22 protein-coding genes and 1 pseudogene are annotated in these 23,287 nt (G+C 47.3%); 6 read left to right on the top strand and 17 right to left on the bottom strand.

What is annotated here, in order from left to right:
- Positions 1-96: 96 nt before the first annotated feature.
- Together CVT49_08910 and CVT49_08905 are read left to right on the top strand one after the other, a co-directional pair.
- Positions 97-585 (top strand): annotated as a pseudogene (locus CVT49_08910) (ATPase).
- A gap of 171 nt (positions 586-756) precedes the next feature.
- Positions 757-945 (top strand): hypothetical protein, encoded by a 189-nt coding sequence (locus CVT49_08905; GenBank protein ID PKK83420.1) that lies wholly within the window; start codon positions 757-759, stop codon positions 943-945.
- 453 nt (positions 946-1,398) lie between these two features.
- Here the strand turns inward: CVT49_08905 and CVT49_08900 are convergent, their stop codons facing one another.
- From CVT49_08900 to tilS, 16 genes are all read right to left on the bottom strand, one after another.
- Positions 1,399-2,673 carry a transcription termination factor Rho gene (locus CVT49_08900; GenBank protein PKK83419.1) on the bottom strand — a complete coding sequence of 425 codons (1,275 nt, stop codon included), beginning with the start codon at positions 2,671-2,673 and terminating at the stop codon, positions 1,399-1,401.
- Positions 2,674-2,727: 54 nt separating this feature from the next.
- Complete coding sequence (rsfS, locus tag CVT49_08895) at positions 2,728-3,108, bottom strand: ribosome silencing factor (GenBank protein ID PKK83418.1); 381 nt, start codon at positions 3,106-3,108, stop codon at positions 2,728-2,730.
- A complete protein-coding gene (locus tag CVT49_08890) occupies positions 3,105-3,515 on the bottom strand; it encodes a hypothetical protein (protein PKK83417.1) in 411 nt (136 codons plus the stop codon). The genes rsfS and CVT49_08890 overlap by 4 nt, the downstream gene beginning before the upstream one ends.
- A 117-nt stretch (positions 3,516-3,632) precedes the next feature.
- A complete protein-coding gene (locus CVT49_08885; protein ID PKK83416.1) occupies positions 3,633-4,121 on the bottom strand; it encodes a hypothetical protein in 489 nt (162 codons plus the stop codon).
- Between the two features lie 146 nt (positions 4,122-4,267).
- Positions 4,268-5,005 carry a hypothetical protein gene (locus tag CVT49_08880; GenBank protein ID PKK83415.1) on the bottom strand — a complete coding sequence of 246 codons (738 nt, stop codon included), beginning with the start codon at positions 5,003-5,005 and terminating at the stop codon, positions 4,268-4,270.
- A 17-nt stretch (positions 5,006-5,022) separates the two neighbouring features.
- A complete protein-coding gene (locus CVT49_08875) occupies positions 5,023-5,370 on the bottom strand; it encodes an aspartate 1-decarboxylase (GenBank protein ID PKK83414.1) in 348 nt (115 codons plus the stop codon).
- 158 nt (positions 5,371-5,528) lie between these two features.
- Positions 5,529-7,328: a phosphoenolpyruvate--protein phosphotransferase gene (ptsP, locus tag CVT49_08870; protein ID PKK83413.1), complete on the bottom strand. Its 1,800-nt coding sequence runs from the start codon at positions 7,326-7,328 to the stop codon at positions 5,529-5,531.
- 5 nt (positions 7,329-7,333) lie between these two features.
- Complete coding sequence (locus CVT49_08865) at positions 7,334-7,609, bottom strand: phosphocarrier protein HPr (protein PKK83412.1); 276 nt, start codon at positions 7,607-7,609, stop codon at positions 7,334-7,336.
- 10 nt (positions 7,610-7,619) lie between these two features.
- Positions 7,620-8,771: a DNA-protecting protein DprA gene (dprA, locus tag CVT49_08860; GenBank protein PKK83411.1), complete on the bottom strand. Its 1,152-nt coding sequence runs from the start codon at positions 8,769-8,771 to the stop codon at positions 7,620-7,622.
- A complete protein-coding gene (locus CVT49_08855) occupies positions 8,710-9,696 on the bottom strand; it encodes a GTPase ObgE (protein PKK83410.1) in 987 nt (328 codons plus the stop codon). The genes dprA and CVT49_08855 overlap by 62 nt, the downstream gene beginning before the upstream one ends.
- Before the next feature lie 118 nt (positions 9,697-9,814).
- Positions 9,815-10,576 carry a TIGR00159 family protein gene (locus tag CVT49_08850; protein ID PKK83409.1) on the bottom strand — a complete coding sequence of 254 codons (762 nt, stop codon included), beginning with the start codon at positions 10,574-10,576 and terminating at the stop codon, positions 9,815-9,817.
- A 5-nt stretch (positions 10,577-10,581) separates the two neighbouring features.
- Positions 10,582-11,451 carry a dihydropteroate synthase gene (gene folP / locus CVT49_08845; protein PKK83408.1) on the bottom strand — a complete coding sequence of 290 codons (870 nt, stop codon included), beginning with the start codon at positions 11,449-11,451 and terminating at the stop codon, positions 10,582-10,584.
- 118 nt (positions 11,452-11,569) lie between these two features.
- Complete coding sequence (gene folE / locus CVT49_08840; protein ID PKK83407.1) at positions 11,570-12,124, bottom strand: GTP cyclohydrolase I FolE; 555 nt, start codon at positions 12,122-12,124, stop codon at positions 11,570-11,572.
- On the bottom strand, positions 12,117-14,096 hold the full coding sequence (locus tag CVT49_08835) for a cell division protein FtsH (GenBank protein PKK83406.1): 1,980 nt from the start codon (positions 14,094-14,096) through the stop codon (positions 12,117-12,119). Before CVT49_08835 ends, folE begins: the two co-directional genes overlap by 8 nt.
- Before the next feature lie 57 nt (positions 14,097-14,153).
- The gene (gene hpt / locus CVT49_08830; GenBank protein ID PKK83405.1) at positions 14,154-14,690 is read right to left on the bottom strand and encodes a hypoxanthine phosphoribosyltransferase; all 537 of its coding nucleotides are present in this window, start codon (positions 14,688-14,690) and stop codon (positions 14,154-14,156) included.
- The gene (gene tilS / locus CVT49_08825) at positions 14,662-16,068 is read right to left on the bottom strand and encodes a tRNA lysidine(34) synthetase TilS (GenBank protein PKK83404.1); all 1,407 of its coding nucleotides are present in this window, start codon (positions 16,066-16,068) and stop codon (positions 14,662-14,664) included. Before tilS ends, hpt begins: the two co-directional genes overlap by 29 nt.
- Positions 16,069-16,244: 176 nt before the next feature.
- On the opposite strand from tilS, the gene CVT49_08820 reads away from it, so the two are divergent.
- From CVT49_08820 to CVT49_08810, 3 genes are all read left to right on the top strand, one after another.
- Positions 16,245-16,766, top strand: coding sequence for a hypothetical protein (locus CVT49_08820; protein ID PKK83403.1), 522 nt, complete (start codon positions 16,245-16,247; stop codon positions 16,764-16,766).
- Positions 16,753-17,358 (top strand): hypothetical protein, encoded by a 606-nt coding sequence (locus CVT49_08815; GenBank protein ID PKK83402.1) that lies wholly within the window; start codon positions 16,753-16,755, stop codon positions 17,356-17,358. The genes CVT49_08820 and CVT49_08815 overlap by 14 nt, the downstream gene beginning before the upstream one ends.
- Positions 17,359-17,455: 97 nt before the next feature.
- Complete coding sequence (locus tag CVT49_08810) at positions 17,456-19,681, top strand: phosphoribosylformylglycinamidine synthase subunit PurL (protein PKK83401.1); 2,226 nt, start codon at positions 17,456-17,458, stop codon at positions 19,679-19,681.
- 58 nt (positions 19,682-19,739) lie between these two features.
- On the opposite strand, the gene CVT49_08805 is transcribed toward CVT49_08810, so the two are convergent.
- On the bottom strand, positions 19,740-22,130 hold the full coding sequence (locus CVT49_08805; GenBank protein ID PKK83400.1) for a hypothetical protein: 2,391 nt from the start codon (positions 22,128-22,130) through the stop codon (positions 19,740-19,742).
- 412 nt (positions 22,131-22,542) lie between these two features.
- On the opposite strand from CVT49_08805, the gene CVT49_08800 reads away from it, so the two are divergent.
- On the top strand, positions 22,543-23,259 hold the full coding sequence (locus tag CVT49_08800; protein PKK83399.1) for a hypothetical protein: 717 nt from the start codon (positions 22,543-22,545) through the stop codon (positions 23,257-23,259).
- The last annotated feature ends 28 nt before the right edge of the window (positions 23,260-23,287 follow it).

The raw sequence follows: 23,287 nt of genomic DNA, 5'->3' as shown, positions 1-23,287 counted from the left end.
CAACATCTGAACACCTCCTGTCCTTCGGGACTCAGGATGAGAAAGAATCATAATAATAGTATCCTTTCTCCGTGTCCACTAAATCGGGGGAACTTCAATCTAATGCCTATGGTTTTAGGGTCATTACTGGAGCTTTATGCTTTTGAATTGTTTAGAAGGGGTCAAGGTAGGACTTATCCCACATTACTAATTTTGGAAGAGGCCCATCACTATTTGCGCCAATTCACCGGAGATGAAGAAAGCATTCGACAAAGTTTGGCTTATGAAAGATTAGCGAAGGAGGGGCGCAAATTTGGCTTAGGGCTTTGGATAAGCACACAAAGACCATCTGAAGTATCCACTACTGTCTTATCGCAATGCGGGACATGGGTAACCTTTCGTTTGACCTCAGAATATGATCTTAAGGCTGTCGGTGCGGCCGGGGAGTGGTTTGACCGTCTGGAGCTAAGTCGGATTTCAGGATTGCCAAGGCAGCAGGCGCTTATTTTTGGTGCTAGTGTCCCAGTTCCTATTCGCATTATAGCTCCTATTGCGAATCCAATTCCAAAATCCGAGGATCCTGATTTTGGAAAGTGGTATAGCTAATAAATAAAAAAGAATGACATCCAATCTCAGTCCGAGTAGGTCGAAACTGCGGCCGGGCGTGGCCCGGAGCGCCGCTCCGGGTTTCTTGAAACATATTCTATTACAAGAACGCCATCAGTTTGATGGTAAATGGGTCATCGGGGGGTATTATAGAGGGAATACTATAAAACTATGGCTATAAGTGTGTCAAAAATGGGGGTTGTGGATTTCTTGAAGGCGAAGAGAATAGGCAGGATCACTCGTTCCGCCAAAGGCGGAATATCGGATCCTGCCCTGCTTAAGACTGGTAAATGCGGGCCGACCACGCGGGTCGGCCCCTATGATTACAATTTCGCCAACAAAATGAAGTTGAAACTTTAAAAATGGGAAAACGAACCCAATTCCGTGTAATCGAATGAAAGAAACAATAGTACAAGAAAATATTCGCCAAAAACGCTGCAAAAACGATAGTACTTTGATGGTGATTGGGTTCGCGGGAGTATTATGGGGGGATGATTGCCGGGGGCAGATCCTTCCCTTCAAAGCTCAGGGCTTGCGTGGCTCAGGAGGCCTGTGGACCCGCCACGGCGGGCCGCCCACGATTTGGGGCGGATAGGGCAACAGGCACAAAAATATATCCAGCAGATACATAGAAAATACGTACAGGCGATCACATATTTCTACGAAATCAAAGAATGCTATTTCATGCAGGCGGATTAGTGCCGACTACATAATGCTATTCTGTGGCAGGCGGATTAGTGCCGGTCGCAAGACCGGCTGTTCGAATTATCGCAATAGTCCCGTCAATAATAACGACAATCAATTAACCCGGCGTCAGTCCTTCATGGAGCTGAGGAACTTCTGGTTGTTCTTGGTCTTTTTCATACGGTCAACCAAAAATTCCATGGCCTCTATCGGATTCATCTCGGCCAGGAACTTACGCAAAATCCAAACCTTGGCCAGAACTTCCGGCGGCATCAACAACTCTTCTTTACGCGTCGAACTGCGATTGAGATCCATAGCCGGGAAGATCCTTCGGTCGGACAGCCGGCGATCCAGCACCATTTCGAGGTTACCGGTGCCCTTGAATTCTTCGAAAATAACTTCATCCATGCGGGATCCGGTTTCGATCAGGGCCGTGCCGATAATAGTCAGCGAGCCGCCTTCTTCGATATTTCGCGCCGCACCGAAAAACCGTTTCGGTTTATGGAGGGCGTTACTGTCGACACCGCCGGAGAGAATTTTTCCGGAGTGCGGGACGACCGCGTTGTGGGCACGGGCGAGACGGGTGATACTGTCCAGCAGAATGACGACGTCATACTTATGCTCGACCAGCCGTTTGGCCTTCTCGAGGACCATGTCGGCCACCTGCACATGCCGGTCGGCCGGCTCATCGAAAGTGGATGAAATAACTTCGCCCTTGACCGAACGGCGCATATCGGTGACCTCTTCCGGGCGCTCGTCGATGAGAAGCACGATCAATTTCACTTTGGGATGATTCGTGGCAATCGAGTTGGCGATTTTTTGCAGGATGATGGTTTTGCCGGCTTTCGGAGGAGAGGTAATCAAAGCGCGCTGACCCATGCCGATAGGCGTCATCAAATCCATGATACGCGTGGTCATTTCATCGGCATTAATCTCGAGCATGAACGGATCATTGGGATAAAGCGGCGTCAGGTTGTCGAACAGGGTCTTGGTTTTGGAGATTTCGGGATCCTCGAAATTGATGGCCTCGATTTTCAGAAGCGCAAAATAGCGTTCGTTGTCTTTCGGCGGACGAACCTGGCCGGAGATGGTGTCGCCGGTTCGGAGATCGAATCTTTTGATCTGCGACGGGGAGACATAGATATCATCCGGTCCGGGCAGATAATTGTAATCAGGGGAGCGGAGGAAGCCATAACCTTCATTGAGGATTTCGAGGACGCCTTCAGCGAAGATCATCCCTTCCTGTTTGGCCGAAGCCGCTTCCATAACTTTGAAGATTAACTCCGATTTCCGAAGACCAGAGACCCCGGGAATATCCAGTCCTTCCGCAATTTGCAGCAGTTCTGCAATCGTTTTGGCTTTCAGTTTTTCACTGTCCGAAATGTCAATATCAGTCTTATTCATAGCGGTTACTCATATAGTTAAGTTAATTATTTGTTCTGAATTTGAATTGGGGAGTTAATTCAATTCTTCAGCAGGGGCGTCTCCCCACAGTTTTTCAAGCGCATAAAATTCTCTGGCAGATTTCTGGAAAATATGCACGACGACATCAACATAGTCCAGCAGAATCCATTTACCTCCGCGAACTCCCTCGCGATGCCAGGCTTTGACACCTTTTTCGAGAAGTCCTTCTTCTATGGCATCGCTAATAGCCTTAACATGCACGTCAACATCACCGCTGACCAGGACGAAATAATCGCAAATGCTGCTGAGGTTTTTTAGTTTGAGAATTTTTACGTCGAAACCTTTTTTGGAGAGGGCAAGTTTCCCTGCTGTTCGAGCGATGGTTAATGATGTTTGTTTCAAACTTCTTTCTAATTTCTCCTTGTTTTCCGTCATTTAAAAAACTTCTCGAAATCCTCACCCACGACCAGGGTCACCGAAACATTCCGGATATTATTTTCGATTGGTTCGAAGGTCGTATTGTCGGGATCCAGTCCGATTTGTCCGGCGAAAATTTCGGCGCCTTTCTGATTCTTGTCTCTAAGAATCAGAAAGGATTCTTTTACATGATAAGCATCAAAATCGCCCACGTCAACAATATCTATCTCAAGAGGCAATTTTATTATCTTCGGTAATTTACGGGCGACTTTTCCGGCGGCCCCGTCGGCACCACAGCCGTTGAGAATTTGCAGCCTGATGGTGTATTCGGGTGAATCAACCGTCTTCGAAAACCCGTGCGTGATCCTGATGGCAAAACTGGCCCCATAAATAATAACGAGGGCGAAAATAGCCACGATAGCCATTTCGAGCAGTCTCGAATTTTTTTTGGGGCGGGGAGACCGCCTCTTTACAGTTGAGTTTCCAGCAGATTTTTTTCTAAACATTTGGTTAAGTCTATCAGGAGGGGGTAAGGCAAATATTTATTCTAACGGCCGCCTCCAATCATATATTCTATACGGATTATATGTATTGTAAGGATTATAATAATAACCGGGATAAGATGCAACACCAATCGACAAGCGGAATCTTTCTGAGGGATGATAATCGATATTCACGGCCGGAAAGAAAGAGGCATCATTTTCGACATTTTGACTGAATAGCGCCCCCGGATTATGAGCGATGCCCAACTGCACATCAATGGATAATGAGGGTGTAAATTCATAAAAGATCGAACTTGTGTAAAATCCCAGCGAAGTCGAGGTACCGCCACCGGAAAAATAGCTTACAGAATACGAGTTGGACCATTTTATGCGTGATAAATCTATCAGGGAAAATGGCTTGCCAACCGGATTCAGGCCCAGGTAATCCTGTTTTGCCGACTGGACGTCCGCCTTATCGGCCAACTGGCCAAAGGCATTTGAAGCAAATGCCGCCAACAGGACACATAGGATGATAAATAACTTTTTCATAAATAATCCCCCGCTAAAAGCAGGCTAAAGCAAAGCTATCAAGTTTTCAAACTAATGTCAATAAATTTCTGGCCCATATATAGTTTCGGCGTTTCAGACGCAAAAATTATTCTCATTATATAATACTGATAAAGGGGACAAATCGTCTAATTTTTTATTTCATTTTCGAGGGCCAGCAATTCCTCGACTGAATTAACGCCTTTAACCTCAAGGGGATGGGGGGCTTTGACCACGGCGCAGAGTTTACCTCTGGCATTAAGGAGCTTAATTGTATCGGTCAGATATTGCTCTTTCTGGGCGTTGTCATCACCCACTTCCGGCAGGACGGAAAAGAGGTCACGGCTGTTAAAACAAAATGTACCACTATTGATTTCTTTAATCTTCAAGGTCTCAGCGTCGGCATCCTTTTGCTCGATGATTTCAAGCAGAATTTGTGTTCCCGGTTTCTTGATTATGCGTCCATAGCCGGTTGGATCGTCAAACTCAGCCGACAGGCAGGTTACAGAGGCGGAAAAATTTTTATGTGTATCAAAGACCAGATCGACTGAATCGGCGGAAAGAAACGGGACATCACCGGCGGCGACAATAATGTCACCATCATAATTTTCGAATATTTCGCGCGCCATCAGGACGGCGTGACCGGTTCCAAGCTGTTTTCTCTGCCAGACAAATTCAACATTGAAATCCTTAGTATTTTCAATTACCTGTTCACCTTTGTGGCCAATGACAACGACAATATGATCGAAGTCAAGTTTTGACAGTGTTTCCAGCAGGTATCTTATCAGCGGCTTATCGGCCAGCGTATGCAACACTTTGGGCAAATCTGATTTCATGCGCTTGCCTTTACCGGCGGCAAGAATAATGGCGGATTTCTTATGAGTCATGATATGCAGAAGAAGTCTTATACAGCTTTATTATGAGCGTCAACTTTAACGACATTTGGTTTGAAGGAGGCGGCCTTTTCTTTTTCAATCAGGCCATATGAAATAATAATAATAATATCCCCCTTATTTCCTTTGCGGGCGGCGGCCCCGTTCAAGCAGATTATGCCCGATCCAGGTTTACCTTTAATTACGTAAGTTTCAAGGCGTTCGCCATTGCTGACATTGGCGATCTGGACCTTTTCATATTCGACAACATCGGCCGCCTTCATCAAGTCGGCATCAATTGTTATTGAGCCTTCATAATCCAAATTGGCTTCAGTTATTGTCGCCCGATGGATTTTCGATTTACAAACTGATATTAACATAACTTAATCACTCACATAATATAAACCGGGCAATAATATAATAGTTTCCGATTTTTTGGCAAGTACGAAATTGATTTCGGCCATTATCCCGATATTCATCATAAGCATCTGATATTTAGTAACTTGGGTGTCAATACCGGTCTGTGGATGTTTTTTTATTACTCCACCGACAAATTGTAATTCAGGAGCAGACTCTCAATTTCCTTCAGGGTAGTCAATCTTGAGGCTTCCTGGGCGAGCTTGATTATGTCGGAGTATTTGATCCTGGGGATCAGGCGGCAGGCATTATATAATTTCGAGGGGTTCATTGACAACTGGGTGATCCCCATTCCGATCAAGAGCGGTATGGCCATGACATCGCCGGCCATTTCGCCGCAGACGGCCACCGGTATATTATGTTTCTGGGCGGCTTCGATAGTCATCCTGATCAACCTGAGAACGGCCGGATGCAGGGGCGCGAATGTTTTGGCCAGTCTTTGATTGTCGCGATCGGCAGCCAGGGTATATTGAGTGAGATCATTGGAGCCGATTGAAAAGAACGACACTTTTTCGGCCAGGATGTCAGCCGCGACAGCGGCCGAAGGAACTTCGATCATGATTCCGATCGGGATATTTCTGTCAAACGGAATACCTTCCTTTCGCAGTTCGGTCATGCCCTGCCGGATAAATCTGCGAGCCTTCCCCAGTTCGGTAATATCGGCAATCATCGGCAGCAGAATCTTGACGTTGCCGCGGGCCGAGGCTCTCAGAATTGCCTTCACCTGGTCTTTGAAAACATTGGGCATATCAAATGATGCCCTGATTCCCCGCCATCCGAGAGCAGGGTTGTCCTCCTTAATATTATTGTCGGACGGATAGTATTTGTCGGAGCCGAGATCGAAGGTTCTGATCACGACAGGGCGGGGATAATGCCTTTTGGCGACGGAATTATATATCTGGAACTGTTCGTTTTCCGAAGGGAATTTTCCATTTTGAAGGTAGATAAATTCGGTTCGATAGAGCCCGATGCCGACTTTATGATCGGCCAGAATCTGATCGATCGGCCCGGGCACATCATAGTTGGCGGCGACATCGATATCAATATGATCGGCGGTTCTAGGCGGGAAGTCGGGGAGCTTGTCCAGCTTCAGTATCTGAAGAGCGGTGACCTTGGCTTTTTTCTTTCTGAGTTCATTCCATTCGTCCTGGGAGGGATTGGCAATCACGATGCCCTTGTCGCCATCGACAATTAAACGGTCGCCCGATGATATCTTGAGATGGGCCTCGGGGACCCCGACCACGGTGGGGATCAGGAGAGACCGTGAGATCAGGGCCATATGGGAGTTGACGCCGCCGGTCGAGGTGACGATGGCCTTGACCTTTCTTTCAAAGAGGCTCATCACTTCAGCCGGAGAGAAATTCTTGCCCACAAAAATCGTATCCTGCGGCGCCTGGCCGATGTGGCGAATCGTTCGGCCCGTCAGGCGGCGGATGACCCGGCTTGATACCGCCTCGATATCGATGACCATCTGCCGCATATAGGAATCACGCGAGGCACGAAGCGGGGCGATTGTTTTTTCAACCAGCAGGCTGTAGATATATTCGGCGTTCTTAAGCTTGGACTCGATTTCCGTTTTGACGCCCCTCAGAAATTCCTGGTCGGTGGCGATCATCAACTGGCTTTCAAAAATTTTGGCCACCGGGCCGCCGATTTTCTGAGCGGCCAATTCTTTCAGAGTCTGCAATTCGGCCAGGGATTCCTCGACCGCACTATCAAGCCGCGCCAGTTCGGATTCGACTTCCTCAGGCTCAATGGTGCGCTCTTCGATGGTCTGCTCCCAATTATAGACAACACGAGCTTCACCAAAGGTCAGGCCCGGACCGGCCGCAAGACCGCGCAATTTTATTCTTTTTGGGACTGCTATCATATCATTTTCCGAATTAGTAAAATAATAACACCGGCCGGCATTTAATAACAACTAAATTATAAATTTTTTAATTCCCCGAAACCGGAAGCAACCAGTTCCACCAGATCCCTGACGGCCTCATTTTCATCTTCTCCCTTGGCCGTTATGATTAATTCCGAGCCCATTTCAGCCGCAAGGGTCATCACGCCCATAATCGATTTTCCATTCACCTGCAATCCCGCCTTTTCAATAAAAATTTCGGACTTGTAGCGCGAGGAATGAGTGACAAACATTGCCGAGGGGCGGGCGTGCATCCCCAGTCTATTTATAACTTTTACCGACTTTTGAACCATTATTTATTTCTCAATTCAAAATATACCTTTTGCCTGAAATTTCTTTTACGATACCTTTTAATTCAAGGGCCAGAAGGACCTGAAGCAGATCCGGCATGGGTGTTTTTGCCTGACGGGATAATCTGTCCACCTGAATCGGGTCATCTTCGAAGTGGCGCAGTATCTCCTTTTCCAGTTCGGTAAGGTCCTCAATTTTTTCGATTTGTCGGACAGCCACTTTTCCTTTCAGACGAGGAAGAGCCTCGAATATATCATCAATCGATATCAGCAGGGCGGCTCCGTCCTTGATCAATTGGTTGGTTCCGCGGCAGGTGGCCAACCGGGGCGATCCGGGGACCGCGAAGACTTCACGATTTTGCAGCAACGCATGCCCGGCGGTTGAAAGAGCGCCCGATCGGTCCGCCGCTTCGATCACGACCACTCCCTGAGACAAACCCGAGATAATACGATTTCGTTTGGGGAAATTGGGGCCGTAGGGTTCGGTGCCGGGCAGATATTCGGAAAATATGCATCCGGAATCTATGATTTTAGCGGCAAGGCTGCGGCTTTCAGGGGGGTAAATTATATCGAGTGATGAGCCAAAAACCGCCAGGGTCCTGCCATTTCCCTTCAGGGCGCCACGATGGACGGCGGTATCGATGCCGCGGGCCATACCCGATACAACGGTGACACCATTTTCGACTAATCCGGCCGCAAGGGTCTCGGCAAAGGAGCGGCCCTCCTCGGTCGCGGTGCGTGATCCGACAATGGCGATGGCGTTTGAGTCGGCATCGATATAATCGCCCAGGTAAAACAGGTAGGGCGGTCGTTCGGGAATGTTTTTCAGGGGCTCGGGATAGTCATCATCGTCATAAATAAAATACTTCCATCCATGCCCCATGATTTTATCAACAATCGCAGCCGCCTTTTCGCGGTCCTGAAGTTCTTTGATAGCCGAGGCGGTCTCGCGTCCGATTCCGGGAACATCGGTCAATTCGCTGATGGATGCATCCAGGGCCGTCTCCGCCGAACCGAAGGCTTCAATAAGTGCGTACATGCGAGCAACGCCGACACCTTCGATAGCACCCAGGGCAATCAGATCGACCAGATGTTTTTTTCGGTCATTCGACAACTTGTTTATCAAGCTCCCTTTCGATTCTTGCCAGAAGTTCTTTTTCCCCATAGCCGGAAACGGCCGAAAAAAGAATATAATCAGAATCGGCTTTATCGGAAATCACTTTCAGCTCTTCTTCATTGAGCAGGTCAACCTTATTCAGCACGACGATCGAGGGTTTATTGACCAGGTTTTTGTCGAATTTGCGCAATTCTTTTTTAAGGATTTCCAGCGTCGAAGCTACGTCATCGACGAATACATCAATCAGGTAAACTATGACCCGGGTGCGCTGAATATGTTTCAGGAACTGGATACCCAGGCCCTTTCCGGCCGAGGCACCTTCGATTATGCCCGGGATATCGGCCATGACAAAGGACTTGAACTCCCTCAATTTGACGATGCCCAAATTCGGAATCAGGGTCGTGAATGGGTAATCGGCGATTTTGGGCCTGGCGGCGGAATATTTAGCCAGCATGGTTGATTTTCCGGCGTTGGGCAGACCGACCAGACCGACATCGGCCAGCAGTTTAAGCTCCAGAATAAGTTTCACCCGCTGTCCGGGCTGCCCGCGCTCGGCGTATCGGGGTGTCTGGTTGGTCGGCGATTTGTAATGATCGTTGCCATGACCGCCGCGGCCACCAATGGCCGCGATAAACTCGATGCCTACTTCATTGAGATCGGCAATGATCTGTCCGGTCTCTTTATTTTTTATAATCGTGCCGGCGGGTATTTTAATCATAATCGGATCCCCGGATTTGCCGGATCTGAGGCTGCCTTCACCGGGCCGGCCATCCTCGGCACTATAAGTTTTTTTATATCGAAAATCGAGCAGGGTGGTCAGATTGGCGTCGGTAACAAAAACAACACTGCCCCCGCGGCCGCCGTCGCCGCCATTGGGACCGCCTTTGCGGATAAACTTCTCACGGCGAAACGAGACGCACCCATCGCCGCCGGAGCCGCCTATCACCTCAATTTCTGCATAATCAACAAACATATTAAAATAAAGTAAATGTTTCTCCGGTAAAATTGCCGGAACTTGTTCAAAAGAACATTATACGAAAATTATTCCTTAAGAGCCAGACTTTTGGAAGGAGGGCAAGGGCAACAGATTTTTATCTCTTGAGGTATTCGGCCAGGCGATGACGGACGTCATCGCGGCTGATTCCCTTTTCCATATATCCTTTGTAAGTAATTGAGATTTCTCCGGTCTCCTCCGAGACCACGACACCGACAGCGTCGGATACTTCGGTGACCCCGATAGCCGCTTTGTGGCGCATGCCATAGAGTTTTCGATAACGCGGATTCTGAGTCAACGGCAAAGTACAGGCCGCGGCCGATATCATTTCGCCGGCAATGATAATGGCACCGTCATGCAACGGCGTATATGGGGTAAACAGGGTGATGATTACCTCGGCCGATAATTCGGCGTTTATATTTTTCCCGGTCTCGATAAAGTTTTTGAGGCCGACCCCCTTCTCGATTACAATCAGTCCGCCATAGCGCAGTTCCGAAAGCCTGATGGCCGCCCGGGTGACTTCTTTGAGTGATTTGCGCTCTTCGACTTTGATAAAATATTGAAACAGCCTCGAATGGCCCATCTGCGCCAGCATGGAACGAAGTTCCGGCTGAAAGACAATTACCAGGACGATAAAACCGACCGTTCCCAGGTTGGTAAACAGCCAGCTCAGGCCCTGAAGCTGAAACCAGAATGAGACAAAAGCGATAATAAATATCAGGACCAGCCCGGTCACCATCTGCGCCGCCCGGGTGCCTTTCATAAGGGCCAGCAGGCGATAGATGATGAATGAGACGATCAGGATATCGATCAGATCGCTCAGGCGGAACGACAAAAAATCTATTCTGAAGAATTCCATATTCGCTAAAAGGGTCTTTCTATGGCTCTCATGACGTTTATGGCTTCCACTGTCTCGGCGACATCATGCACCCGCAATATATTGCACCCGGCATTGATGGCATAAATCAGGGCGGCCAGCGAGCCGCCGATTCTTTTATCGGCATTCCCCGTAATTCCGGTTATCATGGCAATAAAAGACTTTCTTGAGGCACCCAAAAGAAGGGGACAGCCGAACTTCGAAAACTGCCCGAAATTTCTTATGATATTCAGATTATCCTCGAGGCGTTTGCCGAAACCGATGCCGGGATCCAGAATTACCCGGCTTCGATCAATTCCATTCTGATCGCAGAAGGCCAGCCGTTCCTCGAAAAACCGGCCGACATCTCCGATGCAGTCTTTATAGTGGGGATCGGCCTGCATGGTCTTGGGGGTTCCAAGCATATGCATCAGTACAATCGGTCCTTCGAATTTTGCGGCGACATCGGCCATTTTTTTGTCAAAGCGAAGCGCCGAGATATCATTGATCATATCAGCGCCGGCATCGACGGCCCGTTGCGCCACTTCCGACTTGGTCGTGTCAATGGAAACAGGAATATTGGATATTTGTCTGATGGCTTCAATAACCGGGATCGTCCTTCTCAGTTCCTCGTCAAGGTGGATTGAGACTGATCCGGGGCGGGAGGATTCGCCTCCGATATCAATAATATCGGCTCCTTCGTCGATCAGTTGTTCGGCCCTTGTCACGGCATCCTTGAAGTCGTGGTACTTCCCGCCGTCGGAAAAGGAATCGGGCGTGGCATTTATGATTCCCATGACGAGCGGCCGGGAAAGATCAAGGTGTCGGCCTCCCGGCAATGATAATTTTTCCGCAACCGGTGTATCTGTTCTGGTCATTTTCTGTCCCCGGAATTAATCGATTCACGGTTAATATAGATATCAAAAATTGATACGGCAAGGCAATATTTAAGATTGTTATCAGAGAGCAGATATTAAGAAATTCGGTAATATTGATCTACTGTTTGATGAGTGCCATGGCTTCGGCGCGGGTGGCATCTTCGCGAAGCAGCCCCCGCACCGCCGAAGTCACTGTCTTCGATCCCGACTTTTTGACACCTGTCATGGTCAGGCAAAGATGTTCGGCCTCGATGATGACCAGGACACCCTTGGCATCGAGGCTGTTGTAAATCGTTTCGGCGATTTCGGTGGTCATGCGTTCCTGAATGGTCGGCCGGTGCGAATACATCTCGACTATTTTCACCAGATTCGAAAATCCGGTTATTTTGTTTTTCTGCGGGATGTAGGCGATGTGGACCTTGCCAAAAAAGGGAAGAAGGTGATGTTCGCACACGGAATGAAAGGCAACGTCGCGGACGATTATCAGTTCATCCTTGTTGATGGAAGTGTACAGCTTGAGAGCTTTTTCCGGTTTGGCCCTGAGACCGCTGAAAATTTCGCGGTAGAATTTATAAACGCGCTCGGGTGTCCTGACAAGGCCTTCGCGGTCGGGGTCCTCGCCGATACCTTCAAGTATCAGCCTGACCCCTTTTGTAATTTTTTCCTTATCCATCTATTTCGGGAGCCGGCTCCGGCTGGAATTGATCCTTCGATCCATCAGTTCCGATAATGGCATCAATCTGGTCGCCTGTAATGACTTCAAGCTCAAGAAGAGCCAAGGCCAGCTTTTCCAGTTTGTCACGATTTTCGGTTAAAATCCGATACCCGGTTTCCTCGGCCTTTACCAGAATTTTCTTGACTTCTTCGTCGATCATTCTTGCCGTATCTTCGGAATAATCGCGATGCTGGGCAATTTCGCGACCCAGGAATATCTGCTCTTCCCGTTTGCCATACGCAATCGGCCCCAGTTTTTCGGACATACCCCACTGGCAGACCATTTTTTGGGCGATATCGGTGGCCCGTTCAAGGTCATTTCCGGCTCCGGTCGAAGTCTGATCAAAGACGATTTTTTCCGCGAGGCGGCCGGCCATGGCGTAAACCAGCCTGGTTTCCAGACGCCGTTTGGTATGAATATGCCGCTCGTCGACAGGCAGGTAATGAGTCAGGCCCAGCGCCAGGCCACGGGGGATGATAGTCACTTTATGGACCGGGTCGGCATCAGGAAGGAATTTGGCCACAAGAGCGTGTCCGGCCTCATGATATGCAATCACTTTTTTCTCACCTTCGGGTATGACCAGGGATCTCCGTTCGACGCCCATCATAACTTTGTCTTTGGCCTCTTCGAAGTCAATCATGGTGACCGAATCGCGATTAATTCGAGCGGCCAGAAGCGCCGCCTCATTTACCAAATTCGCCAGATCGGCTCCGGATAAACCGGGTGTGCCCCTGGCCAGGATATCGAGCTTAACGTCATCGTTGAGTTTTATCTTTTTGGTATGCACGCTCAAAATGCCTTCACGGCCGCGCACATCGGGCGCATCGACGACAATCTGGCGGTCGAAGCGGCCCGGCCGCAAAAGTGCCGGATCAAGTATATCGGGACGATTGGTGGCCGCAACTAAAATGACACCGTCATTGGATTCAAAACCGTCCATTTCGACCAGAAGCTGATTGAGGGTTTGCTCGCGTTCATCATGACCGCCCCCAAGACCGGCGCCGCGATGGCGGCCGACGGCATCGATTTCATCAATAAATATAATGCAGGGCGCATTTTTCTTGCCCTGTTCGAACAGGTCCCTGACACGGCTGGCGCCGACACCGACAAACATTTCCACGAAGTCGGAGCCGGACATCGAGAAGAACGGCACCCCGGCTTCGCCGGCGACGGCTCGCGCCAGAAGGGTTTTTCCCGACCCGGGAGGTCCCAACAGGAGGGCGCCTTTCGGGATTTTGCCGCCCAGCCTCTGAAATTTACCGGGGTCTTTCAGAAATTCGATAACTTCATGAAGTTCCACTTTGGCTTCATCGACACCCGCGACATCATCGAAAGTCACTTTTGGACGCTCATCAGTCATGAGCTTGGCGCGGCTTTTGCCGAATGAGAATAATCCCTTAGGCCCGGAGGCACCCTGCATCTGGCGCAGGAAAAACAGCCAGATGAAAATCAGCAACAACCAGGGGGCAAATGACATCAATAGTGAAAAATAATTCGGCCCCTCGGTTTTGGCGTCGATAGTAACACCGGCGGCTTCAAGGCGATTAACGAGAGTAAAGTTGTTATCATCGAACGGAATTCTGGCCTTGAATTTGGTATATCGGGCAGTTCCTTTTTGAGTTGTCAGGGAGGTTTCCTGTACCAAACGACCTTCAAGGGTTTTTTCGACAAAGGTGACCGATTCTATATTTCCGCTGCTGAGCTGTTTGAGAAACTCGGAATAGGTGATTTCCGCGATGTCACTGTCGGAGGACGAATACAGGCTGTAGGCAAAAATAAACGCCAGAATTATTACAACCCAAAATCCCAGCGATTTGACCGGCCCTTTCCAGCTGAAAGAGTCTTTTCCATTGGGATCATCTTTACCGGGACGTCCGCGTTTATCAGGGGGTTGACTGGAAAATTTCTTATTATCTTCGTCAAATTTCATCAAAATCTTTCTCCATCAGTAATATACAACATAATCAGCAAAAAATTCAGTATTTCTTTACTCATTTATTACTTTGCCTATGAACGGCAAGTTTCGATATTTTTGCGACTCATCAAGACCAAATCCGATAACAAAGTCATCGCCGACATCGAAACCGCGATATTTTATATCGATATCTACCTGCCGGCACTTGCTTTTATCCAAAAGTGTAACAATTTCTATCGAGGCAGGTTCCTGCTTTTTAAGCTGTTTTATAATTGTCTGAGCGGTCCGCCCCGAATCGACGACGCCTTCAACGATCAAAAGATGTCTTCCAGCCAACGGCGTATCCGGCCCGCCGTACATATCAACCTTTTCATCGCGTGTCTGGCCGTTGGAGTAACTTGTTGCCGATATAAATTCGACTTCTATCGGGATGGATATATTCCTGATCAAATCGGCCATGAAGACAATGCATCCTTTCAAAATGCCGATCATAATCGGTTCCCGATTCTTATAGTCCCGGGATATCTGTTTCCCCAGACGCTTAATTGCCTGGGCGATTTTATCCTGGGGCAGCAGAAGTTCAAATTTTTGTAATTCGGGTGATTTCATTGTCGAGACTTTCAATTGCAAGTACCTTTTTTGTTGATGTATTTATTTTGACGCGATCCGCGATTTGGTATCCGGCCAGCCAGACAACCCCCAGCTGATCACATACCACCGGTATCTCATCCCTGATATATCTCAGTATCTTCCTGTCGGTTAAAAAATCTCCCAGTTTTTTGGTCTGCTTCATGCCCAGCGGGATGAAGCTGTCTCCCGGTTTCATACCTCTTACGTAAAGCGGGAGCGAAAGAGCGTCGAAATCAACGACGATTTTTCGTCCGCCCTTTTGTCGCTTAAGCAAGGCTCTGGCCGGCGAGACAGTCGAGCATTTAATTTTTTTATTAATCCCTTTGAGTTCAGCAATACCATTTAATACAAGCGGCGACTTTTCAATACTTGTTTTTCGGCTGAACAGAATCAGCCGATTTCTCTCATTAACCGCAGTGATGCCGTCAGTTAAACTCAGCGCTTTGATTCGACCCTCAATTAATTCTAAAATGCGATTAACGTCTTCAAAGCTTCCCATTCCCGGGCGCCCGCTTGCCCATTCGAGCAGTTGCTTAATCAGGCGCCTTTTCAGCCAAACATCATAAGCCGAAATGCCAGCCAAATCAACAATAATTTTCCCTCCCGGAGTGATCGAACATATTTTTTTAGCCAACTCACCGGCAAAGTCGTCGAGAAAACGATTTTCATCCGCCAAAATCCGGGTGAAATTATAAATGGAGGAACGGTATTTTTCGCCGAATTGCTTCTCGACGAGGGGAAGGATCATGTTCCTGATATAATTCCGGCTGTATTTTGATTTCAAATTCGAAAGGTCAGTCATAAAGGGAATCTTGTTCTTTTTCAAATATTCCTCGATCTCACGGCGCGGAATATTGAATAGCGGCCGAACTCGTCCGTTTTCAATCGGTTTTATCGGATTCAGCCCCTGCGGGCCGGTTCCCCTGATAAGACGAAACAGGACGGTTTCGACCAAATCGTCAAGGTGATGCCCCAGGGCTATTTTATTGCAGTCGAATTCGTTAGCCATCCAGGCCAGGGCTTCCTTCCGGAAGCGATGACCGGCATCTTCCACCGAAATCTTGTGTTCGGCGGCGGCCGCCGGGACATCGGCCTCGATAACGCCAAAGGGAACTTTAAGTTTCGCACAAATACCACGACAGAATTCGATTTCCTTTTTTACCGCCCGAGGTCGGATTTTGTGATTTATATAACAGGCCGCGAGAGTGAAGTTGAATTTCCGGGCCAGTCGAGCCAGGGAATAGAGCAGGGCCGTGGAATCGGGGCCGCCTGAAAAAGAGACAAGGATTTTATCGCCGCTCTCAATCAGGCTCAATTCCAGAATATTTTTTTCGACCTTCTTAACAATATCTGCCATAGTTTGAATATAATAATTTTTTGGGAAGATTAAAGCAGTTATTGTATATAAATGGTTGACGAGTCCGTGATTATTTTTATATTGTAATAAAGTAATATGGTCGGACTTATCATCAATGGATAATGAAACAATTCAATAAAATAGCTGGCTTCGTTCTTATTATTACAGGCATTTCCATGTTAATTATGCCAATGGGTTGTGATAAGGATCGAGTCTTAATTACAGTACCGGAAACACCATCGTTTGACGGGTTTTGGATAGATAATTTCAATGCGATAACAATACCATTTATTATTGACAGTGTTGTATTTGTGGATTCCGGCTGGATTTATGTTCCACCCAAAACTTGCACCACCTCTATCACACCTATGAAATCGGTGGTTGTTTTTGAAGACAGCCTTTTTGATGTCAAGGTTTTTAAAGATGATGAAACTTTGGTGACGCATCATGCCGGACGGTTTCGGGTCAGCCGCGACACTTTTTATATTTATGAAGAAAACGGCATAGACAGAATATTCGGTTATGAATTCCGCAATGCGGATTCCTTGTATATTTTCGATTTCAGATATGCCGACACAACCGGCCCGGTTTGTTTTATAGTAGGAGAGAATTTAATTTTGTGGGATGCCGGGCCTTATAATTTATCTCTACAAGGCCGGGGCGTTTTTATAAGGGAGAGATATCATGTTTTCAAATAGGAATTTATTCTTAATCGGACTTGCGGCCATAATGACGGTAATCATTGCCGGATGCAGCGATGAACTGCCGACCGGGAGCTATCAAAATTCGCTTGTGGGAACATGGTCGGAGACATATAAAACCGGTTTTGACGATATCATCGTACCGGAATCCGAACCTCAGCCGGGGGAAGTGCCCGATCCGATAGAAATTTATCATCCGGTTTATGGCAGATATATGATTGATCTTCCTCTTAAATCGGTTTTGGCTCTGCGCAACTCAAGGTTTGAACTAAAAATTTTTGATGACCGAAATATCCTGCAAAAAGAATTAAAAGGGGAGTACAGAAAACGCGGTAAGCGGATGATTTTTTCGGTTGATTATACCTGGGCCGCTTTTTATGATGCCTGGCAGATTGAATATGATCCATATGCAAAATATTTTGATACTCTTATGTTCGATATTGTGAATGCCGATTCGCTGGCGTTTCAGACTCAGTCTCATTATGACGAAGAATCGGGCATGACTTGCGTTAGCAGCAACAGCATTCTCTGGTCGGTTCCGGGAGGGCTGGGATTCAAGCTCTCGGGGATATTTGTCCGGCAGGACTAAGCGTCGGCCGGGAAACAACTTATAATCTCATCAAATATTAGTTTGACTCTCCATATCCATCCGCCTATATTCGTATCTTAATTATTTGGAGGAATCGATGAAACAGCCTAAAGTTACCCCTCAGATGGTCAAAGATCATGGCTTGAATGAGGAAGAATATAAAAAGATACAGGAAATATTGGGACGTGAGCCGAATTTTACCGAACTGGGTGTATTTTCGGTCATGTGGTCGGAGCACTGCTCATATAAGAATTCAATCGCTTTGCTGAAAACCCTGCCGCGTGACGGCGAGGCGCTTCTGACAAAAGCAGGCGAAGAAAATGCCGGCGCCGTCGATATCGGTGGCGGCCTTGCGGTTGTTTTCAAGATTGAGTCACATAACCACCCCTCGGCGGTCGAACCATACCAGGGCGCGGCGACCGGTGTCGGCGGTATTTTGCGTGATATTTTCACCATGGGGGCGCGGCCGATTGCCTCGCTCGATTCGCTTCGATTCGGTTCACCCGATAATCCGCGGGTGCGGTATCTGGTGGACGGCGTCGTGCGCGGGATCGGCGATTACGGCAATTCATTCGGCGTTCCGACCGTGGCCGGGGAGACATATTTCGATGATGCCTATACCGGCAATCCATTGATCAATGCCATGGCGGTCGGCATTGTCAAAAGCGACGGGCTGGTCTCGGCCACTATTTCCGGCGAGGGTAATCCGGTTATGATTGTCGGGTCCAAGACAGGACGCGACGGGATTCATGGGGCGACCTTCGCTTCGGAAGAACTAACCGCAAAATCACAGGAGAAACGGCCGTCGGTGCAAATCGGGGATCCTTTTACCGAGAAACTGCTGCTCGAAGCGACGCTCGAGATTATCGACAAAGACTTGATTGTCGGCGTGCAGGATATGGGCGCGGCCGGAATCACCTGTTCCTGTTCGGAAATGTCGTTCCGCGGCGGCGCCGGAGTGACCATCGAAATAGATGATATCCCGGTGCGCGAGGATCACATGACCCCGTATGAGATTCTTCTGTCGGAGTCGCAGGAGCGGATGTTGGTTTGTGTCAAAAAAGGGTTGGAGAACGAGGTCAAAAAAGTATTCGATAAATGGGAACTGGATTCGACCATAATCGGCTATGCCAACAACAGCGGCATATTCAAGGTTCTCAAGAGCGGCGAGACGGTGGTGGAAATTCCGGCAAAGTCGCTGGCGCTTGGAGGCGACACACCGGTGTATCATCGCGAAACCAAGAAACCGGCTTATATCGACCAGCTTTCGAAGATAAATTTTGATGAATATCCTGAAGATCGCAACTGGACGCAGGACCTTCTGACACTGCTGGCGGCGCCGAATATTTGCTATAAAGGCTGGGTGTTCGACCAGTATGATTCGATGGTGCGGACGAATACGGCGGTCGGGCCGGGTTCGGATGCGGCGGTGCTGAGAGTGCGCAAGACCAATAAGGCACTGGCCGTAACGACCGACTGCAACGGCCGGTACTGTTATCTCAATCCGCGCAAGGGCGCCATACAGGCGGTGGCCGAGTCGGCGCGCAATATTGTATGCTCGGGCGGAAAACCGGTGGCGATCACCAACTGCCTGAATTTCGGCAACCCCTACAAGCCGGAAATTTATTATGGTTTTGCCGAGGCGGTGGCCGGGATGGGCGAAGCCTGCCGGGCGTTCGGGACGCCGGTGACCGGCGGCAATGTCAGTTTCTATAACGAGGATCCGGAGCGGGCGGTGTTCCCCACGCCGACGATCGGGATGCTCGGTATTGTCGATGATGTGGCGCATATCACGACGCAGAATTTCAAGGATGCCGGTGATCTGATCTTCCTGCTCGGCGAAAATGAAGAAGAACTGGGGGCCTCGGAATACCTGCATACGATTTACGGCAAGAATACCGGGCCGGTTCCCGAGCTTGACCTGTACGAAGAGAAACGTCTTCAGGAGACGCTTCTGGAAGCGATCCGCCGGGGATATATCAAATCGGCGCATGACTGCTCCGACGGCGGGCTGGCGGTGACGCTGGCCGAGTGCTGTATCGGCTACCGCGAGAACATGATCGGCGCCTCGGTGCGGGTCGAGGATGATATGCGGCATGACTGCATCCTGTTCGGCGAATCGCAGTCGCGGGTGGTGGTCTCGGTGCAAAATGGTTCTGCCGCGAAGCTGGTTGATTTGTGCATCATGAATAATGTCTCGATACAGGCGATCGGGATTGTCGGCGGCGGGCATCTGAGCATCAACGATCTGGTGAATGTTTCATTGAAGAAGCTCGAAGACGCTTATTACGACAGCCTGCCGAAATTACTGGCGAAAGCGTAGACAGACTTCCTGAAAAGAGACGAACCCACAGTCCACCGAGGCGGATGGGGCACTCTGGCTATTCAAATTGCATTTCAGCCCGAGCGGCGATTATTCGCTCAGTCACCTTATCAATCAATTCCAGACTTATAAAATCATCTAACGGCCAGTAGGCTTCAATTTCTAGTAGGCTTTGCCCTATTATACCATTAGGATTTACAAATGGATGGACATTAAGCATAGAAACGGCTTTGTCCCTTGTGCGATTAATATATTTCCCAGCATATCTATGATCACCAGCGGATTTTATCTTCGTCAGTTTTGTATAAACATATGGCTTATTTTCAATACTTATTAATTTAAGAATAATAGTCTTAGATCCATCACCTGAGCGAATGCTAAGTTCGCGGTCAAAGTCGCTAATACTGAATTGACCATCGGGATCGATTCTGCATGCTACTTCTCTGAGCAGAAGTGGATCACTATGTCTTATCTTATCGGAAGAAGCCATATCATAAGCAGCCTGAAATGCGTCTTTGGCCTCAGAAAATGAGATACGCTCATTTTGATTATCTTTTGTGCATCCAATAATTATTCCTGTAAGGTAATCAGGAAGACAATGCCATTTATATGCATATTTTTTTATTATTGTTTTTCTAACATTATCTGAAAAATCGGAGAATTTTTGCGCATTTGGTCTGGGGTCATCCCCAACAAAGACAAAATATGCTAACATGCCATATCCAAACACATCGACGGCAGTATTTCTAGTACTTATTCCCATTTGTCTACCTGATGCTGTCTGCTCGGGTGCAGCATATCCCTGGGCGCGAGCACCATGGACCACGGAAAGATCAGATGCACCCTTATGCCATGATAAGTCGAAATCTAGTACTATAACGTCTATATCATTATTAATATTATAAAAGTCCTTCAATATAACGTTATCCGGTTTTAAATCCCTATGCAAAACTATTTCGTCCAGGCTATGAGCTCTATATACAACATCACCAATTTGTAATAGGACCTCCAGACAGGTTTCTAAACTTTCTAGAAACTTATATTCCTTAGCCTTTGAAAGAGTCAATCCGTCAATATATTCCATCAGTATACAGGCCGGAACTTCATAGGCCTCTATAATTTTCACCATTCGAAGAACCTTCTTTTCAGTTAGAATCCTCATAGAATAAACGCCTCTACGGAAACTATTAAGGTAATCCTTTTTGTCACGAACATTTAGATGTAATATCTTTATAGCGGCTCTTTCTTTAGTGTTAATATTCTCAACTTCATAGACCTGACCAAACGCCCCACTTCCTATCTCATCAATAATTTTATATCCATAAAGAGTATCATAATTGGAGTTCTTTGATACAAGCCAAGCCATATGTATGGCCTTGAGGTGATCATTATAAAAATATTCCAACTTATCAATATCTTCCAAAGTAGCCTGCCGATCCGGCGGAATGATATTTCTTATCGCGGAATTCAATAGCCATCTGGCGTCATTTATTGACATGTTGATAAGTTCGTCATCATTGGGTAGATCTCCTAAAGATCTCTCCTCACCAGTAAAGACCGACGAAGGTATAGTGTCCTTTGGAATATAAGACAGACAGTCATTTAAGAATTGCCCTATTTCAGTATGTTTTTCCGGGTCATCAGGCTTATATGGTATTACGGCGATGGATTTATTCCCTAGATCTTCAATATCGAAACGATTTGGATTAGGCAATAAGATAAAGTGCTTGGCTTCGGTTGAATGAGAGGTTATCAATGCATGCTGAATAATATATTTAAATGCAAAATCCTCCAAATTGTATCCAAGAATAAGGAGATTTTTGGTCTGACACAGATTACTCATGAATGAAATATATTCCCTTTTACATAGCAGTTGGGTCTTCTCTCCCTCTGTAAATACCCATGATGTGGGGTCCATTAAGATGCCGTGAGGATGAAACACGAAATTATGAGTTCCAGAAAGAAATTGTGAATATTTATGAGTTTCTAATGAGGTTGCCATGTCAACATGGCATTTATTTTCCCTTGCAAAAGAGTCAATAGCGCAGGTATCGATATTAAAAGTAACAATGCCTTTGATTTTAAGCCGCCATAACATATCATATGTTTCAGGAATTCTCGACTTATCTAATATCTCTAGCTTACTCTTGATTGCTGATATGTAGGCCTGACCGGGTAGTAATTTTTTAAGTTCCTGAAAACATTTCCATAAATCGTTATAGCTGCGCAGCGATGCGAGTTTTTTTTTGTATCCGTCTTGCTCGTCCTCTGGATATTCGCTTAATCTGGCAAAAGCATCATTAATCAATAAATTTCTTAATTCATCCCAAGATGGCAGCCCAGCTGGCCTTGATAATCCCGCACCAATTATAGCAATAAAATCTTTTGAATTTTCCCTGATTCGTTTTCGAAGATTAATATAATCAGGGTGATTTTTATCGATACTCATATTATGACCTCCAATAGATTTTTATGTAGGCTTTTAATAGACCTAAATTCCGATTTTACACTTTATTACAATATCTCTCTTTAAATTTCCGAGCGAATTATCCGTCCAGGTGACAATCAAAGATGAGGCAACCCACGAAATAAAGATATTAGTATTTTATTTTATGGCAAGGAAATAATGGGCGCAAATAAGAAATGGAAAGATGGCGATAATACTTTCAATTTTTCTGCTTATTCACATAGTCAGATATTGCCATTAGATATTAGTCGGCCCAAGTCGTCAGTTTAGGTTTTAGGTTCAAAAGGGGCAGTTCCTTCACTCATTAGGGGGGGCTGTGAATATCAGGCGCCTACCTGAATTGAACTTTTTCTTTTAATTGCTTTTCGGGGGGGATTTATTATACTCTCCCTTTATGGCTGTTTATTTTTTCTCGGATGCGCATCTTGGCGAAAATGACAAAGTTCGCGAGAAGGCCAAACTGGAGAAGATTTTTGCTTTTCTGGAGATGGTCAAAAATGACGGCGAGAAGCTGTTCATTCTGGGCGACTTGTTCGATTTCTGGTTCGAGTATAAACATGCCATCCCCAAGGACCACCTGAAAGTGGTCTTCAAGCTGTCATCGCTGATCGATGAGGGCAAAGAGGTTCATTATATATCCGGCAATCATGATTTCTGGCTGGGTAATTTCCTGAGCCGCGAGGCAGGGATTACCATTCATCGCGATTATTATGAAACGGTCGAGCAGGGGAAACGGCTGTTTATGATTCACGGCGACGGGATCTCACCCTCCGATAAGGGATACCGGCTGTTGAAAAAGATTCTGCGCAGCAAGGTCAATATCTGGCTCTACCAGAAACTCCCGGCCGATTGGGGAATACCGCTGGCGAAACTGGTGTCGGGATCGTCGAGGAATTACACCTCCGGCCGCACGACCGAGTTTATCAAGGATTATGAAGAATATGCCGGGAAAAAGCTGGCCGAGGGTTATGATGCGGTCGTGATCGGGCACCTTCATGTGCCGATATTAAAGCAATTAACCGGCGGGATTTATTTGAATACAGGCGATTTTATCAAGCATTTTTCGTATGGGAGAATGGAAAACGGGAAGGTTACATTAGAATATATATGACGGGCTCAGGCGGGAATCAGTAATGGAC

The organism is candidate division Zixibacteria bacterium HGW-Zixibacteria-1 (assembly GCA_002838945.1).
Lineage (GTDB): Bacteria > Zixibacteria > MSB-5A5 > GN15 > PGXB01 > PGXB01.
Note: the sequence above shows the minus strand (reverse complement) of the source record. Positions and strands in the feature narration are given on the sequence as shown.

What these genes read in the sequence shown, in the direction of transcription:
- folE (PKK83407.1), bottom strand. Translation starts at nt 12,124, where the DNA reads ATGGATAAGGAAAAAATTACAAAAGGGGTCAGGCTGATACTTGAAGGT.
- tilS (PKK83404.1), bottom strand. Translation starts at nt 16,068, where the DNA reads ATGGCAGATATTGTTAAGAAGGTCGAAAAAAATATTCTGGAATTGAGC.
- CVT49_08880 (PKK83415.1), bottom strand. Translation starts at nt 5,005, where the DNA reads ATGACTCATAAGAAATCCGCCATTATTCTTGCCGCCGGTAAAGGCAAG.
- CVT49_08850 (PKK83409.1), bottom strand. Translation starts at nt 10,576, where the DNA reads ATGGAATTCTTCAGAATAGATTTTTTGTCGTTCCGCCTGAGCGATCTG.
- CVT49_08865 (PKK83412.1), bottom strand. Translation starts at nt 7,609, where the DNA reads ATGGTTCAAAAGTCGGTAAAAGTTATAAATAGACTGGGGATGCACGCC.
- CVT49_08805 (PKK83400.1), bottom strand. Translation starts at nt 22,130, where the DNA reads ATGAGTATCGATAAAAATCACCCTGATTATATTAATCTTCGAAAACGA.
- CVT49_08905 (PKK83420.1), top strand. Translation starts at nt 757, where the DNA reads ATGGCTATAAGTGTGTCAAAAATGGGGGTTGTGGATTTCTTGAAGGCG.
- rsfS (PKK83418.1), bottom strand. Translation starts at nt 3,108, where the DNA reads ATGACGGAAAACAAGGAGAAATTAGAAAGAAGTTTGAAACAAACATCA.
- hpt (PKK83405.1), bottom strand. Translation starts at nt 14,690, where the DNA reads ATGAAATCACCCGAATTACAAAAATTTGAACTTCTGCTGCCCCAGGAT.
- CVT49_08815 (PKK83402.1), top strand. Translation starts at nt 16,753, where the DNA reads ATGTTTTCAAATAGGAATTTATTCTTAATCGGACTTGCGGCCATAATG.
- folP (PKK83408.1), bottom strand. Translation starts at nt 11,451, where the DNA reads ATGACCAGAACAGATACACCGGTTGCGGAAAAATTATCATTGCCGGGA.
- CVT49_08890 (PKK83417.1), bottom strand. Translation starts at nt 3,515, where the DNA reads ATGGCTATCGTGGCTATTTTCGCCCTCGTTATTATTTATGGGGCCAGT.
- CVT49_08885 (PKK83416.1), bottom strand. Translation starts at nt 4,121, where the DNA reads ATGAAAAAGTTATTTATCATCCTATGTGTCCTGTTGGCGGCATTTGCT.
- CVT49_08855 (PKK83410.1), bottom strand. Translation starts at nt 9,696, where the DNA reads ATGTTTGTTGATTATGCAGAAATTGAGGTGATAGGCGGCTCCGGCGGC.
- dprA (PKK83411.1), bottom strand. Translation starts at nt 8,771, where the DNA reads ATGGGGAAAAAGAACTTCTGGCAAGAATCGAAAGGGAGCTTGATAAAC.
- CVT49_08875 (PKK83414.1), bottom strand. Translation starts at nt 5,370, where the DNA reads ATGTTAATATCAGTTTGTAAATCGAAAATCCATCGGGCGACAATAACT.
- CVT49_08835 (PKK83406.1), bottom strand. Translation starts at nt 14,096, where the DNA reads ATGAAATTTGACGAAGATAATAAGAAATTTTCCAGTCAACCCCCTGAT.
- CVT49_08900 (PKK83419.1), bottom strand. Translation starts at nt 2,673, where the DNA reads ATGAATAAGACTGATATTGACATTTCGGACAGTGAAAAACTGAAAGCC.
- CVT49_08810 (PKK83401.1), top strand. Translation starts at nt 17,456, where the DNA reads ATGAAACAGCCTAAAGTTACCCCTCAGATGGTCAAAGATCATGGCTTG.
- CVT49_08820 (PKK83403.1), top strand. Translation starts at nt 16,245, where the DNA reads ATGTTAATTATGCCAATGGGTTGTGATAAGGATCGAGTCTTAATTACA.
- CVT49_08800 (PKK83399.1), top strand. Translation starts at nt 22,543, where the DNA reads ATGGCTGTTTATTTTTTCTCGGATGCGCATCTTGGCGAAAATGACAAA.